The sequence below is a fragment of the Achromobacter sp. Root170 genome (assembly GCF_001428165.1).
Lineage (GTDB): Bacteria > Pseudomonadota > Gammaproteobacteria > Burkholderiales > Burkholderiaceae_B > Achromobacter > Achromobacter mucicolens.
The window spans coordinates 17,935-32,474 of record NZ_LMHN01000007.1 but is presented as its reverse complement, the minus strand read 5'-3'; the positions used below and the strand labels follow the sequence as shown (position 1 = coordinate 32,474).

17 protein-coding genes are annotated in these 14,540 nt (G+C 65.9%); 14 read left to right on the top strand and 3 right to left on the bottom strand.

Going from position 1 to position 14,540, the window contains the following annotated elements; all coding sequences use genetic code 11:
* Nucleotides 1-91: 91 nt before the first annotated feature.
* Complete coding sequence (locus tag ASD87_RS09430; RefSeq protein WP_056320330.1) at nucleotides 92-904, bottom strand: NUDIX hydrolase family protein; 813 nt, start codon at nucleotides 902-904, stop codon at nucleotides 92-94.
* A 289-nt stretch (nucleotides 905-1,193) separates the two neighbouring features.
* Between ASD87_RS09430 and coxB the strand changes: the two genes are divergently transcribed.
* From coxB to ASD87_RS09410, 5 genes are all read left to right on the top strand, one after another.
* A complete protein-coding gene (gene coxB, locus ASD87_RS09425; protein WP_056320329.1) occupies nucleotides 1,194-2,351 on the top strand; it encodes a cytochrome c oxidase subunit II in 1,158 nt (385 codons plus the stop codon).
* A 103-nt stretch (nucleotides 2,352-2,454) separates the two neighbouring features.
* Nucleotides 2,455-4,062 (top strand): cytochrome c oxidase subunit I, encoded by a 1,608-nt coding sequence (ctaD, locus tag ASD87_RS09420; RefSeq protein ID WP_056320327.1) that lies wholly within the window; start codon nucleotides 2,455-2,457, stop codon nucleotides 4,060-4,062.
* A gap of 30 nt (nucleotides 4,063-4,092) precedes the next feature.
* Nucleotides 4,093-4,218: a cytochrome oxidase small assembly protein gene (locus tag ASD87_RS27295; RefSeq protein WP_216639588.1), complete on the top strand. Its 126-nt coding sequence runs from the start codon at nucleotides 4,093-4,095 to the stop codon at nucleotides 4,216-4,218.
* Nucleotides 4,219-4,229: 11 nt separating this feature from the next.
* Nucleotides 4,230-4,454, top strand: a complete 225-nt coding sequence (locus ASD87_RS09415; RefSeq protein ID WP_056320324.1) for a DUF2970 domain-containing protein — start codon at nucleotides 4,230-4,232, stop codon at nucleotides 4,452-4,454.
* Between the two features lie 36 nt (nucleotides 4,455-4,490).
* Entirely contained in the window at nucleotides 4,491-5,366 is an 876-nt protein-coding gene (locus ASD87_RS09410; protein WP_056320322.1) for a cytochrome c oxidase subunit 3, read from the top strand.
* 163 nt (nucleotides 5,367-5,529) lie between these two features.
* Here ASD87_RS09410 and ASD87_RS09405 read toward each other — a convergent pair whose 3' ends face one another.
* Entirely contained in the window at nucleotides 5,530-5,730 is a 201-nt protein-coding gene (locus tag ASD87_RS09405) for a twin transmembrane helix small protein (RefSeq protein WP_056320319.1), read from the bottom strand.
* A 36-nt stretch (nucleotides 5,731-5,766) separates the two neighbouring features.
* Between ASD87_RS09405 and ASD87_RS09400 the strand changes: the two genes are divergently transcribed.
* The 5 genes from ASD87_RS09400 (at nucleotide 5,767) to ASD87_RS09380 (ending at nucleotide 9,819) form a co-directional block, all read left to right on the top strand.
* Nucleotides 5,767-6,579, top strand: a complete 813-nt coding sequence (locus ASD87_RS09400; RefSeq protein ID WP_056320317.1) for an SURF1 family protein — start codon at nucleotides 5,767-5,769, stop codon at nucleotides 6,577-6,579.
* Between the two features lie 71 nt (nucleotides 6,580-6,650).
* Nucleotides 6,651-7,232 carry a hypothetical protein gene (locus ASD87_RS09395; RefSeq protein ID WP_056320439.1) on the top strand — a complete coding sequence of 194 codons (582 nt, stop codon included), beginning with the start codon at nucleotides 6,651-6,653 and terminating at the stop codon, nucleotides 7,230-7,232.
* A gap of 19 nt (nucleotides 7,233-7,251) precedes the next feature.
* Nucleotides 7,252-8,289 carry a heme A synthase gene (locus ASD87_RS09390; protein ID WP_056320315.1) on the top strand — a complete coding sequence of 346 codons (1,038 nt, stop codon included), beginning with the start codon at nucleotides 7,252-7,254 and terminating at the stop codon, nucleotides 8,287-8,289.
* Nucleotides 8,290-8,302: 13 nt separating this feature from the next.
* On the top strand, nucleotides 8,303-9,196 hold the full coding sequence (gene cyoE, locus ASD87_RS09385) for a heme o synthase (protein WP_056320311.1): 894 nt from the start codon (nucleotides 8,303-8,305) through the stop codon (nucleotides 9,194-9,196).
* Between the two features lie 17 nt (nucleotides 9,197-9,213).
* Complete coding sequence (locus tag ASD87_RS09380) at nucleotides 9,214-9,819, top strand: SCO family protein (protein WP_056320308.1); 606 nt, start codon at nucleotides 9,214-9,216, stop codon at nucleotides 9,817-9,819.
* Nucleotides 9,820-9,834: 15 nt separating this feature from the next.
* Here the strand turns inward: ASD87_RS09380 and ASD87_RS09375 are convergent, their stop codons facing one another.
* The gene (locus ASD87_RS09375; protein WP_056320305.1) at nucleotides 9,835-10,053 is read right to left on the bottom strand and encodes a DUF3717 domain-containing protein; all 219 of its coding nucleotides are present in this window, start codon (nucleotides 10,051-10,053) and stop codon (nucleotides 9,835-9,837) included.
* Nucleotides 10,054-10,185: 132 nt separating this feature from the next.
* On the opposite strand from ASD87_RS09375, the gene ASD87_RS09370 reads away from it, so the two are divergent.
* The 4 genes from ASD87_RS09370 to ASD87_RS09355 all read left to right on the top strand — a co-directional run bounded on the left by ASD87_RS09370 (nucleotide 10,186) and on the right by ASD87_RS09355 (nucleotide 14,533).
* Complete coding sequence (locus ASD87_RS09370; protein WP_056320302.1) at nucleotides 10,186-10,845, top strand: glycine zipper 2TM domain-containing protein; 660 nt, start codon at nucleotides 10,186-10,188, stop codon at nucleotides 10,843-10,845.
* A gap of 44 nt (nucleotides 10,846-10,889) precedes the next feature.
* Nucleotides 10,890-11,705 carry a PhaM family polyhydroxyalkanoate granule multifunctional regulatory protein gene (locus tag ASD87_RS09365; protein ID WP_056320299.1) on the top strand — a complete coding sequence of 272 codons (816 nt, stop codon included), beginning with the start codon at nucleotides 10,890-10,892 and terminating at the stop codon, nucleotides 11,703-11,705.
* 69 nt (nucleotides 11,706-11,774) lie between these two features.
* A complete protein-coding gene (gene glmU, locus ASD87_RS09360) occupies nucleotides 11,775-13,148 on the top strand; it encodes a bifunctional UDP-N-acetylglucosamine diphosphorylase/glucosamine-1-phosphate N-acetyltransferase GlmU (RefSeq protein WP_056320296.1) in 1,374 nt (457 codons plus the stop codon).
* On the top strand, nucleotides 13,145-14,533 hold the full coding sequence (locus tag ASD87_RS09355; protein ID WP_369818518.1) for an MFS transporter: 1,389 nt from the start codon (nucleotides 13,145-13,147) through the stop codon (nucleotides 14,531-14,533). Before glmU ends, ASD87_RS09355 begins: the two co-directional genes overlap by 4 nt.
* Nucleotides 14,534-14,540 lie beyond the last annotated feature (7 nt).

Below are 14,540 nucleotides of genomic sequence, written 5' to 3'. Positions count from 1 at the left end.
CCGCTCGGCGCGCCCCGCCCAATCCCATGTTCTAGGTTCTACGCTCTACAAGGCCCCGCCCAGCCCAGCTTAGCCCCGGGCGGGCGCCCGATCAGAGCGTGATCTCGCCCGCGGCCTGGCGCCGCATGATGTCCTCGACCAGCACCAATGCCGCTTCCAGCGTGAACTCGCCCTCGGCGACATGGTGCAGGGCCGTGGCGACGTCGATGGTGGCGATTTCCATGACCTCGCCGTCGCGGTTGGCGGGACGGGCGTCCGGCGCCAGGATGCACGTGCTGGTCAGCACGTCTTCGACCTGATAGCCCTCGGGCAGCCGGCGATGGATGCGCAAGATCGTGCGCAGCGGCGTGCGGCGCACGAGATCGGGTTCGTCCAGGCCGGCCTCTTCGCCGCATTCGCGCACCAGCGCCAGTTCCAGGTCTTCGCCCCTGCCGGCCAGTCCGCCGACCAGCGTGTCCCACATACCGGGATCGGTGGATTTGCTGAGAGAACGCCGCGCGACCCACAGCTTGCCGTCGGGCGTCCAGGCGTTCAGGTGCACGGCCTTGGTCAACAGGCCCAACGGCCGCACGGCGGCGCGTTCGATCACGCCGAGCGTCTCGTCGCCATCCAATACGTCCAGCAGTTCGTCGCGCCAGCCGCGCAGGCAGTTGGCTTGGCGCAACAGTTCCGCGGCCTGTTCCAGCGCCGCGTCCAGCGCATTGCCCGGCGCCAGGCCCTCGCCGATGCGCAACGCCGTGCCGTCGGACTGTGTTTCGGGCGCGTCGCGCAGCGCGTCGCAGGCCGCGTGCGTGGCCCAGCCGCAGCGTCGCCCCGCTATATATAAAGCGCGCGCGCCTTCGGGGGCGGGCTCCTGCGCGCGGGCGCACAGGGCGGCATACAGATCGGACAGCGGCTTTTGCATCGTGGCGCCATGGTGATGAGGTTGCGGGCGATTTTAAGCCACCCTGTTTACGGCTCGCGGTCAAGGGGGCGCGCCCAAGTGGGGGCGGGCCGCATGAATTCAAGAGCACTAAATTACATCTGTTTGCGCGTCCGCTATAATCCGCCAGTTTCTTTGTGATTTCGAGAGGGAACGACAGGGCCGCTCTATCTCCCTGCATCGCCCTGCCATCTAATAATTGCGTGTTGCCCGTATTCCGGTGACTTCCGCCACCAGCAAATGGGCCTTCGCGCCGTATTTCGAGGTAAGCATGAAGAAGTGGAGAGGGATACTGGGGGCTTGTGCGATGCTGATTGGCGGCGTGGCCGGTGCCCAGGTGCAAAACATGCCCGGCGGTCCGAAGGTCAATCAGCTGAACCTGCATGAAGGCGTCACCGCGATTTCGCGCGACATCATGTGGCTGCATTGGTTGCTGCTCACGATCTGTATTGTGATTTTCATCGGCGTCTTCGGAGTGATGTTCTACTCCATCTGGGCGCACCGGAAGTCCCGCGGCCACAAGGCGGCGACCTTCCACGAACATCTGGGTGTCGAAGTCGCCTGGACTGTCATTCCCTTCATCATCGTCATCGCCATGGCGCTGCCGGCCACCAAGACGGTCGTCGCCATGAAAGACACTTCCAGCGCCGACCTGACCGTCAAGGTCACCGGCTATCAATGGAAGTGGGGCTACGAATACCTCGACGGCTCTGCCGCCGGCATCAAGTTCCTCTCCACGCTTTCCACGCCGCGCGCCCAGATCGAGAACCGCGAGCCCAAGGGCGAGTTCTATCTGATGGAAGTGGACAACCATCTGGTCGTTCCCGCCAACAAGAAGATCCGCATCGTCCTCACGGCGGCCGACGTCATCCACTCGTGGATGATTCCGGACTTCGGCGTGAAGCAGGACGCGATCCCCGGGTTCCTTCGCGACACCTGGTTCAACGCCGAAAAGCCTGGCATCTATCGCGGCCAGTGCGCGGAATTGTGCGGCAAGGACCACGCCTTCATGCCCATCGTCGTGGAAGTCCTGGCGCAAGCCGACTACGATAAGTGGGTTGAAGACCAAAAGAAGAAGATGGCGGCAAACGCCGACGATCCCAATAAAGAGTGGACGGAAGCCGAACTGGTTGCCCGCGGCGAAAAGGTTTTCGCGGCGAATTGCGTGGCCTGCCACCAGGCCAACGGCAAGGGCATTCCCGGTTCCTTCCCGCCGCTCGACGGAGACAAGGTTGTTCTGGGCCCCAAGGGGGAGCAGATCAACACCGTGCTGAAGGGCAAGCCCGGCACCGCCATGGCGGCGTTCGGCGGGCAGCTCAACGATGTCGAGATCGCAGCGGTCATCAGCTATACGCGCCATGCCTGGAGCAATGCCGGCAAGGGGCAGGACCCGACGGTTCTACCGAAGGACATCACGCCCGCGCGCTGATTGCGCGCGCGCCGTTCCTTCACCGTAGAACCGGTTCCGTTTAGTCAGAGATACCCTGCCGCCCCGTTGGACGGGGCTGGCACTCAGCAGGAAGGAGTCCATCATGAGCAGCGTCACTGTAGACCACGTGTCGCCGGGCCACGGCCACGGTCACGATGACCACCATCACGGCGTGCCCACGGGCTGGCGCCGGTGGCTTTTTGCAACGAACCACAAAGACATCGGGACGATGTATCTCATCTTCTCGTTCGTCATGCTACTGGAGGGCGGCACGCTGGCCCTTCTGCTGCGTACCGAACTCTTCGAGCCCGGCCTGCAGTTCTTCCGCCCCGAATTGTTCAACCAATTCACCACGATGCACGGCCTGATCATGGTGTTCGGCGCCATCATGCCGGCCTTCGTGGGCTTTGCGAACTGGATGATCCCGATGCAGATCGGCGCGTCCGACATGGCGTTCGCGCGCATGAACAACTTCAGCTTCTGGCTGTTGCCGGTTGCCGCGATCATGCTGACCGCCTCGTTCTTTGTGCCGGGCGGCGCCACCGCTGCGGGCTGGACGCTGTACGCGCCCTTGTCGCTGCAGATGGGCCCGGGCATGGACCTGGCCATCTTCGCCATCCACATCATGGGCGCCTCGTCCATCATGGGCGCCATCAACATCATCGTGACCGTGCTGAACATGCGCGCGCCCGGCCTGACGCTGATGAAGATGCCGCTGTTCTGCTGGACCTGGCTGATCACCGCGTTCCTGCTCTTGGCCGTGATGCCGGTGCTGGCCGCCGCCATCACCATGGTGCTGACCGACCGCCACTTCGGCACGGGCTTCTTCAACGCCGCTGCCGGCGGTGACCCGGTCCTGTACCAGCACGTGTTCTGGTTCTTCGGGCACCCCGAGGTCTACATCATGATCTTGCCGGCGTTCGGCATCGTGTCGGCCATCGTGCCCGCGTTCGCCCGCAAGAAGCTCTTCGGCTATGCCTCGATGGTGTACGCCACCGCCTCCATCGCCGTGCTGTCGTTCATCGTGTGGGCGCACCACATGTTCACGACGGGCATGCCGGTGACCGGCCAGCTCTACTTCATGTACGCCACCATGCTCATCTCGATCCCGACCGGGGTGAAGGTGTTCAACTGGGTCGCGACGATGTGGCGCGGTTCCATGACGTTCGAGACGCCGATGCTGTTTTCCATCGGCTTCATCTTCGTGTTCACGATGGGCGGCTTCACGGGCCTGATCCTGTCGGTGGCGCCGATCGACATCCAGGTCCACGACACCTACTACGTGGTGGCGCACTTCCACTACGTGCTGGTGGCCGGTTCCCTGTTCGCGCTGTTTGCCGGCGCCTACTACTGGGTGCCCAAGTGGACGGGCCGCATGTACAGCGAAAAGCTGGGCAAGCTGCACTTCTGGTCGACGCTGATCTCGTTCAACGTGACCTTCTTCCCGATGCACTTCCTGGGTCTGGCCGGCATGCCGCGCCGCTACGCCGACTACGCCGCGCAGTTCACGACGTTCCATCAGATCGCCACCATTGGCGCGTTCTGGTTCGGCCTGTCGCAACTGATTTTCCTGGTTGCGATCCTGCGCTGCTACATGGGCAAGGGCGAACCGGCCCCGGCCAAGCCGTGGGAAGGCGCCGAAGGACTGGAATGGACGGTGCCGTCGCCCGCCCCGTTCCACACCTTCGAAACGCCGCCCGAAGTGAAGTAATCCCTTATCCATGTTTCAGGCCGCACAGCAATGACACCCGAGCAGCGCCGTCGTAACAAGATCGCAGGACTGGTTCTTCTGGTTTTCGTCATTGCCGTGTTTGCCTGGACGGTGATCCGCGGTTCGGCCTTGCTGACCGGCAAGGCGGTGGGCTAGAGGCCTCGGCCATGAGCGACGACCTTCGCGAAACGTCTCAGCGCAAGCTGAGCTTCCTTCAGACGATGAAGGCGGTGGCGTGGGGGTTCTTCGGCGTGCGCAAGGGCGCGGGCTACCGCGAGGACAGCGCCAAGCTCAATCCCGTCCACGTCATCGTGGGCGGGCTGCTGGCAGCGGCAATCTTTGTGACTGTGCTGGTTTTAATTGTTCGTTGGGCTGTTTCCAGCCTGACTTGAATTACCTAAATCTAAATCTGTACCAGGGAGAAAGCCATGAGTGCAAGTCACTCGGTTCAAGGTAAAGAGGCACCGTACTACTTTGTCCCCGCCGACTCGGGCCATCCCGTGCGCATGGCCGTGGCACTGCTCTTCATGGGCCTGGGGGCCGCGGCGTGGGTCAACGGCGCCGATTGGGGCAAGTGGTCCGTGCTGGTCGGATTCATCGGCGTGATCATCGTGATGTATTACTGGTTTGGCGACGCCATCCATGAATCCGAGATCGGCCTGAACAGCAAGCGCATCGACGGCTCGTACCGCTGGAGCATGAGCTGGTTCATCTTCTCCGAGGTCATGTTCTTTGCCGCGTTCTTTGGCGCGCTCTGGTACACGCGCACCATCACGACGCCGTGGCTGGGCGACATCGACCACCGCCTGATGCTGTGGCCGGACTTCCAGGCGGCCTGGCCCAACTTCGGCCCGGCGGGCGTGGTCGAGCCCTTCCAGACGGTGGGTCCGTTCTGGCTGCCCACGATCAACACGGCGCTGCTGCTGAGCTCCGGCGTCACGCTCACCATTGCCCACCATGCGCTGCGTGAAAACCACCGCGGCAGGGCCAAGTTCTGGCTGGCGGCCACCGTCATCCTGGGCTTTGTCTTCGTGGGCTGCCAGGCGTTCGAATACATCCACGCCTACCGCGACCTGAACCTGAAGTTCAATTCGGGCGCGTACGGGTCGCTGTTCTACATGCTGACCGGCTTTCACGGGTTCCACGTGATCCTGGGCGCCACGATGCTCACGGTCATCCTGATCCGCCTGATCCGCGGCCATTTCACGCCGGATCATCACTTCGGGTTCGAAGGCGCGGCCTGGTACTGGCACTTTGTCGACGTGGTGTGGCTGGGCCTGTACCTGTTCGTGTATTGGTTCTGACCGCATTGGCCCTGACGGCGGCCGGCAGCGCCGGCGGCCGTTGCGGCAGGGAAAGCGCGAAGGGAGCCGGGCGGCATGCCGGCCTCCGTCGCGCTTTCAGCTCATCTGGCGGGGCGCTGCGGCAGGCGTCACGCGAGGCCCGGGGAACCGGGCGGCGGGCAGCCTATCTAAATCCGGTGCTCTCGATCCAGCCCATGTAATGGGCGAACAGCACGAAGAGGAACAGGGCGACCGACAGGCCGATCCGAACCGTCAGCGCGTTGACCGTGCGGTTGGTGGTACCTTTGTCCCGCATCAGGTAGACCAGGGCGGATGCCAGACTGGCCAGTATCCCGATGAAGGCCAGAACGACGAAAACGCGCATTGTGGTCTCCCGACAATTCAGATTTAGCAACGACAGATGTCCCGACCGCATTCCACCCGCTACACGGTAGCCGCCTTATTGTTGCTTGGCCTCGCCGTGGTGGTCCTGGTGTCGCTGGGACAATGGCAGATGCGCCGCAGCGATGAGCGACGCGCCATTCTGGCCGCGATCGAAGCCGGCCGCAAGCAAGCGCCTCTGCTTCTGACGCCGGCGACGCCGCCCGCGGACATGACGCCGTGGCGCGTGGCGCAGGCCAGCGGGACATGGCTGCCGCAATTCAGTGTACTGCTGGACAATCGCAACCACGACGGCAGGCCGGGCTACTGGTTGGCCACGCCGCTGTTGCTGGATGCGGCCACGAATCGCGCGGTGCTGGTGCTGCGGGGCTGGCTGCCGCGCGTGATCCAGGGCCAGGGCGAGCCGCAGCTGCCGGCCACGCCCGAGGGCATGCAGACCGTGCAAGGCGAGCTGTCCGTGCGGGTGCCGCGCCTGTTTGAACTGTGGTCGCTGGGAGGCGCCGACGCCTCCGCGCTGCCCGCGGCGCTGCCGGTGGCGGGCGGCGCGGTGCCGCAAGTGCAGAACCTGCCGCTGGACGACTATGCGCGCGCGACCGGATTGAATCTGCTGCCCACGGTGCTGAGCCAGGGCGGGCAGGTGGACGACGGCCTGGTGCGCGACTGGCCCCAGCCGTCGGTGGATTTCCAGCAGAACACGTCGTACGCGGTACAGTGGTTCGCTTTCGGCGCAATTGCGGCGATTGCCTGGCTTGTGGTGCTGGGGGGCGCCATCCGCCGCAGGCGCCAGCGCGTGGACCAGCAGGCGCAGGCTCGCATGCGGGCACGCAGATGACCAACGCTATTCCAGGATACAAAGTGGCTCGCGACATTTCATCCCACAAGCCCGCACGCAAGCGTTCGCTGATGCCGATGGTGCTGGTGTTCCTGTGCTCGCTGGCGCCCATCGTCGCCGCGTTCGTGGTCTACATGAACCCGCAATGGTGGCCCAGCGATTCCAGCAATTACGGCACGCTCCTGTCGCCGCAACGCCCGATGCCCGAAGCGTCCGAACTGCGCCTGACCACGCTGGACGGCAAGCCGTTCGATCTGCAGAGCCTGAAGGGCAAGTGGCTGCTGGTGGCCGCCGATGGCGCGGCCTGCCCCGAAAGCTGCGCGCGCAAGCTCTTCATCACCCGCAACAGTCACGCCAGCCAGGGCAAGAACGTGGATCGGCTGGCGCGGGTGTGGTTCATCACCGATGATGCGGTGGTGCCGGACAAGGTGCTGGAGGCATACAAGGGCACGGTCATGGTGCGGGTGAATCCGGACCAACTGGCCCGATTCCTGCTGGCGCGCGACACGGCCGCGGGACAGCCCGGACTGCAGGATCCGATCTGGGTGATCGATCCGCTGGGCAACCTGATGATGCAGTATCCCGCCGAGGCGGATGGCGTGCGGGTGCGCAAGGACATCAGCAAGCTGGTCTATAACTCGCGCATTGGTTGAACGGTTTTTTGGTTTTGATATGGAACGCATCAAAGCGCGTTATCGCAAGCTGGTTTTTTTCACCTGGTTCCTGACGCTGGACCTCATCATGTTCGGCGCCTTCGTGCGCCTGACCGATTCCGGGCTGGGCTGTCCGGACTGGCCCGGCTGCTACGGCAGCGTCACGCCGATCGGCGCGATGGGTGACATCCACGAAGCCTCGCAGGCCATGCCCTTCGGCCCGGTGACGCTGTCCAAGGCCTGGATCGAAATGATCCACCGCTACGTCGGCGCCATCCTGGGCATGCTCATTATCGGCATCGTCTACATGGCCTGGCGCTATCGCCGCGAACTGGGCCGTTCGCCCGCGCTGGCCATCACCACGCTGATCGCCGTGTGCGTGCAAGGGGCGTTCGGCGCGTGGACCGTGACGCACAAGCTCATGCCCGCCGTCGTGACGGCGCACCTGGTGTTTGGCCTGTCGGTGCTGGCGTTGATGACCTGGCTGTCCTCGCGCGAGCGCCCGCACCTGCCCGTCAGCGCCGAGGCCGTGCGCTGGAAGCCGTGGGTGGCGGTCGGATTCGGGCTGCTGCTGGTGCAGGTCACGTTGGGCGGCTGGGTCAGCACCAACTATGCGGCGCTGGCCTGCATGGACTTTCCCACGTGCCACGGGCAATGGGTGCCGGAAATGGACTTCCACGGCGGCTATTCGGTCATCCGGGGCCTGGGCGAACTGCCTTCCGGCGAAATGATCTCGCAGCCCGCGCTGACCGCGATCCACTGGGTGCATCGCAATTTCGCCTTCGTGGTGTTCGTCTACCTGGGCATCCTGGCCTGGCGGCTGCGCGCCGCCGAGCCCGGCCTGCGCGGCCCGGCCACGCTGATGCTGGCCCTCCTGGCGGCGCAGCTGTTCACGGGGCTGACCACCATCTTCTTTCAGTGGCCGCTTCTCATCGCCGTCCTGCACAATGGGGGCGCGGCGGGCCTGACATTGTCGGCCGTGGTGTTGATGGTGCGGCTGGCGTCTGCCGGCCGCGAGCCGGCGGGGCGGTACGACCCCAATTTGGTGCGCGTTTAAAATGAGGTCCACTATGACCAGTCTTGCCGCTCCTCAATCCGGATTGCTCCGCCAGTACCTCGTTCTCACCAAGCCGCGCGTCACGCAGCTGGCTGTGTTTTGCGCCGTGATCGGCATGTTCCTCGCGGCGCCCGGCATTCCGGACATGCGCCGGGTGCTGTTCGGCACGATCGGTATCTGGCTGCTGGCCGCCGCCGCCTTCGCCATCAACTGCCTGATCGAACAGGAAGTCGACGCCCGCATGCTGCGCACCGCGCGCCGGGCCACGGCGCGCGGCACCATTTCGGCATTCCAGGTGCTGAGCCTGTCGGGTCTGCTGGGCGGCGCGGGCATGTTCGTGCTCTACCACATGGTCAACCCGCTCACCATGTGGCTGACGTTCGCCACGTTTGTGGGCTACGCCATCATCTACACCATCATCCTCAAGCCGCGCACGCCGCAGAATATCGTGATCGGCGGCCTGTCGGGCGCGATGCCGCCGGCGCTGGGCTGGGCGGCCGTCGCCGATTCTGTGCCGGCCGAGGCCTGGGTGCTGGTCCTCATCATCTTCATCTGGACGCCGCCGCACTTCTGGGCGCTGGCGCTTTACCGCAACCACGATTATGCCAAGGCCGGCCTGCCCATGCTGCCGGTCACCCACGGCAACCAGTTCACGCGTCTGCACATCCTGCTGTACAGCCTGGCGTTGATGGCGACCACGCTGTTGCCCTACGCCATCCGCATGAGCGGCGAACTCTATCTGCTGTCGGCGCTGGTGCTGGGCGGCATGTTCGTGTCGTATGCGTGGCGCCTGTACCGCGCATACAGCGACGAGCTGGCCCGCAGCATGTTCCGTTTTTCCATTCTCTACCTGGCGCTGCTGTTTGGCGCCCTGCTGGTGGACCACTGGGTCGCCCTGTTGCGCTGACCCCCTGGAGGTTGTCGATGTCCGTGTTTTCCGCCAGCCGCCGGCTGGCCCTGCGACTGGGCGCAGCCGCCGCCGTCGCCGCCGCCCTGGCCGCCTGCGGCGACAGCAAGCCCGTCTTCAAGGGTAGCGATATCACCGGCACGCAATTGGGCCGCGGCATGGAACTGTCCGACCACAACGGCAAGCTGCGTCAGCTGTCGGACTTTTCCGGCAAGGTCGTGGTCGTGTTCTTCGGTTTCACGCAGTGTCCAGACGTGTGCCCCACGGCGCTGGCTGAACTGACCGAAGTCATGAAGAAGCTGGGTCCGGATGCCGATCGCGTCCAGGTGCTGCTGATCTCGGTGGACCCCGAACGCGACACGCCTGAGGTGCTCAAGCAGTACGTCACGGCGTTCGATCCGCGGTTCCTGGGCCTGACGGGCACGCCCGACCAGGTCAAGAAGGCGGCGGCCTCGTTCAAGGCCTATTACGCCAAGGCCCCCACCAAGGACGGCAACTACACGATGGACCACACGGCCGCGTTCTACCTGCTGGACGGCAAGGGCGAATCGCGCGTGCTGGTCAATAACAACGTCGGCGTGGACGCGCTGACGCAGGACATCCAGGCGCTGCTGAAGGGTTGATTCCCCCGGGCGGGTTCAGGCCTTTGCCGCCGCCCACGCGGCCAATGCGGCGCGGGCCTTCTCGCTGAGTTCGGCGGTGGAAATATCGCGCCGATGCGCGATGATCATCAAGGCGTAGGGCGTGGCAAGCGCGGCCGCTTCGGGACACAGGCGCGCCTCTTCTCCCACCGAGGGCGACGTGTTGCGCCAGTAGTTGATGGCCTGTTCGAGTTGGGGCAGCGTGATCAAATCCATGCGCCTATTGTCCACGAATGCCCCACCCTGTCCACCCTCCATCCGCCCTGCAATGAAGGGTCACCATCGCAACATGCCGAAACCGCGCGCGGGTGCTATACCACTGCCGGTTAGTTACGATGGAGCATCGTCATGAATACTTCGACCTCTACCGCGTCGCCGCGCCGCGGCCTGCATCCGTTGCTTGCCGCCGCCGCGATCGCCGTCATCGTCATGTGCTCGGTGGGCGTGGCCGCCGTGCTGGGCTGGCTGCCGTCGCCGTCGGCTAACCCGCACGCGGACCAAGCCGTGGCCGAGGCCGGCCCCGAGGATGCCAACCTGGCGCCTGCGCCGGCTGCCGAGCCGCCCGGCGCGGGCAGGCCCGCCGGCCAGATGCGCGAGGCGCAGCAAGCGCAGGCCGCCCCGGCCCCGCGTCCGGCCGCCGCGCCCGCACAGCAGGCGTGCGCCAGCTGCGGCGTGGTCGAGACCATCCGCCAGGTGCAGGTACCCGCCAAGGATGACAGCAACCATCTGGTCGGCACCATCGCGGGCGGCGTGGCCGGCGGCGTTGTGGGGAATCAGTTTGGTGGAGGCAACGGCAAGACCGCGCTGACGGTGCTGGGCGCGGTCGGCGGCGCTTTGGCAGGCCGTGAAGTTGAGCGTAATATCAGACAGCAACAAACAGTGACGCACTATGAGCTCACGGTCCGCATGAATGACGGCAGCAAGCGCCAGTTCCGCAGCGCGCAGCCGTTCTCGTTTGCCTCCGGCGACCACGTGCGCGTGGAGAACAATCAATTGCTGCCCGGCTGATCCCGGCCGACGGCGGCAAGCATCCCACTATGGAGAGATCTGGAATGAGCGACCAATTCAACAATCCGTTCGTCCTGCCCGGCATGGGCCAGAACTCCGATCTCTCGGGCAATCCGCTTCTGGCCAGCATGGAGATGATGCGCCAGGCGTGGGCGGGCCTGACTGGCCCCGGCGGCCTTGCCAGCAGCCTGCCCATGGCGCCGCCCATGAATCTCGAAGACCTGGACCGCCGCATCGCCGAACTGCGCTCGGTGGAAAACTGGCTGCGCATGAATCTGAGCATGCTCTCCAGCACCATCCAGGGCATGGAGGTGCAACGCTCCACCATCAGCACCCTGCGCGCCTTCGTGGACAGCGCCTCGCGCATGGACATGGGCGCAACCCCGGAAGCCGGGGCGCCGTCGCCGCTGGAAGTCGCGCTGGGCTTGAAGCCCGCGCCCAAGGCCGCGGCGTCCGGCCATGCCGCGGCGGCAGATGAAAAGGAAAGCACCGGCGCACAATCCGGCGGCAAGGCGCAAGGCGAAGACGCCTCCGCCGGGCCGGATGTGGCAGCCGCCATGAGCGAGCAGATGGGCGCCGCGGCGCAGTCGGCATCCAAGGCCTGGTGGGAGCTGCTGCAGCAGCAATTCAATCAGATCGCGGCCGCCACCGCGGCCTCCATGCCCGCCGGCGCACCGGGCACGGCCAGCGCCAAGTCCGAACCCTCGCATCCCAAGGCGTCGGCCGAGGCGCAGGCCAAACCCGGCAAACCCGCGGCCAAGCCCGCCGCCACCGCACGCAAGCCGGCTGCCGCCAAGAAAGCAGCCAAGCCAGCGGCCAAGACAGCCAAGAAAAACGGGCCTGCCGACGGCAAGCCCTGACCCCATTCTTCAATCGACACGCGGAGCCGCCGCCAGGCCGCCCGCCCGTCTCTCAACCTACTGGAACTTATGCTTAATGTAGTGATTCTTGCCGCCGGACTGGGTAAACGCATGCAGTCCGACCTTCCTAAAGTACTGCACACGCTGGCCGGCAAACCCATGCTGGCGCATGTGCTGGACAGCGCACGCCAACTGAATCCCGCGCGCATCGTCGTGGTGGTCGGCCATGGCGCCGATCGCGTCAAGCAGGCATTCGAAGGCCAGCCGGATCTGCACTTCGTGCTGCAGCAGCCGCAGCAGGGCACGGGTCACGCCGTGCAGCAGGCCGTGCCGCAACTGCTGGAAGGCGACGGCAAGGACGATGTGACGCTGGTGCTGTACGGCGATGTGCCGCTGGTGCAGCCGGAAACGCTCAAGCGCCTTCTGGACGCGCGCGGCCAGGGCGCCGCCGTGCTGACCGAAGTGCTGGCCGATTCCACCGGTTATGGCCGCATCGTGCGCGACGCCAAGGGCAGCGTGTGCCGCATCGTCGAACACAAGGACGCCTCGGAAGCCGAGCGCGAGATCAAGGAAGTGAACACCGGCATCCTCACCGCGCCCACCGCGAAGCTGAAGAACTGGCTCACCCGCATCGACAACAACAATGCCCAGGGCGAGTACTACCTGACCGACGTGGTCGGGCTGGCCGTGGTTGACGAGATTCCCGTGGGCGCGGCCCAGCCGGGCGCCGCCTGGGAAACGCTGGGCGTGAACAGCCGCGTGCAGCAGGCCGAACTGGAGCGCCGCTGGCAAGCCGAGCAGGCCCGCCGCCAGCTCGAAGCCGGTGTCACGCTGGCCGACCCGGCGCGCTTTGACGTGCGCGGCACGCTCACTTGCGGCCGCGATGTCTTCATTGACGTGGGCTGCGTCTTCGAAGGCCAGGTGTCCCTGGCCGACGGCGTGCGCGTGGGCCCGCACTGCGTGCTGCGCGACGTCAGCGTTGGCGCGGGCACGCACATCGAGGCCTTCAGCCATCTGCAGCAGGCCGAAGTCGGCCGCGATGCGCGCGTGGGCCCCTATGCCCGCCTGCGTCCCGGCGCCGAACTGGGCGACCGCAGCCACGTCGGCAACTTCGTCGAGATCAAGAAGAGCGTGCTGGGTGCGGACAGCAAGGCCAACCACCTTGCGTACATCGGCGACGCGGACATCGGCGCGCGCGTGAACGTGGGCGCGGGCACCATCACCTGCAACTACGACGGCGTGAACAAGCACCGCACCGTCATCGAAGACGACGCCTTCATCGGCTCGGACACGCAGCTCGTCGCGCCGGTGCGCGTGGGCCGTGGTGCGACGCTGGGCGCCGGCACCACCCTCACGCGTGACGCGCCGGCCGACAAGCTGACCGTGTCGCGTCCCAAGCAGGTCACCGTTGACGGATGGCAGCGCCCGGTAAAGAAGTCGTGACGCAGGATCAGGAAGCGGACGCGGGGGGCGGGGCCAGGCCCGCGCACCCCGACGGCCTGCCGGCGCCGCGCCGGTACTGGGCGGCGGCCACCGTGATGACGGGCATCAGCCTGTCGGTGCTGGACACCACCATCGCCAACGTGGCGCTGCCCACGATCGCCAAGGATCTGAACGCCCTGCCCGCGCAGGCAGTCTGGATCGTCAACGCCTACAACCTTGCCGTCGTGATGGCGCTCTTGCCGCTGTCCGCGCTGGCCGAGCGCATCGGCTTTCGCCGCATGTTCACGTTCGGGCTGGTGCTGTTCACGTTGGCATCGCTGGGCTGCGCGCTTGCCGGCACGTTGTGGCAATTGACCGCCGCGCGCGTGTTCCAGGGGCTGGGGGCGGCCACGCTCATGTGCATGTTCGGCGGCCTGGTGCGCAACATCTATCCGCTCAAGATGCTGGGCCGGGGCATCAGCATCAATGCCACCACGGTGGCGGTCATGTCGGTGCTCGGGCCCACCATCGGTTCGGCCATCCTGTCCGTGGCGCCGTGGCCGTGGATCTTCGCCGTCAACCTGCCGATCTGTGCGCTTGCCATGTTTGGCCTGCGCCATCTGCCGGAAGTGCCGCGCAACGACGTCAAGCTGGACTGGATCAGTGCGCTGCTGTGCATGGCGACGCTGGGCGTCTTCATTTCGGGCGTGGACATGATGGGCGAGGACCTGCTGCGGGGCATCGGCCTGGTCGCGATCTCGGCGGTGGCCGGACTGGTGCTGGTGCGCCGCGCCAGCCAGCAGACCGCGCCGCTGGTGCCGGTGGATCTGCTGCGGATCCGCCCGGTGGCATTTGCCGTGGGCGCCTCGGCCTGCACCTTCGCCGCCCAGATGGCGTCCTATGTGTCGCTGCCGTTCTACTTTCAGCAGGTGTTGGGCCGGCCTTACCTTGAGGTGGGCATGCTGATGGGCGCATGGCCCGTCGGCACGGCCATCATCGCGCCGCTGGCTGGACGCCTGTCGGACCGCTACTCCGCCGCTACGCTCAGCGGCATTGGCGCGGCGACGATGGTCGCGGGCATGCTTTGGCTGGCGCTCCTGCCATCCACGGTGTCGAACTGGCCCGTCATTGCCGGCATGTTCGTGGCGGGCGTGGGCTTCGGCTTTTTCCAGACGCCCAACAACCGTGCGCTGCTGTCTGCCGCGCCCCGGCTGCGCAGCGGCGCGGCGGGCGGCCTGCAGGCCACGACCCGGGTGTTTGGCCAGAGCTTTGGCACCGCGCTGGTGGCCATCGCCTTCAGCGTCAGCGCGGCTCACGGACCGGGGCTGGCGCTGGTGCTGGGCACGGTGTGCGCGGCGCTGGCCGTGGTGGTCAACACCGTCCGCTTCAACAAGCTGCGGGCCTAGCGGCGGC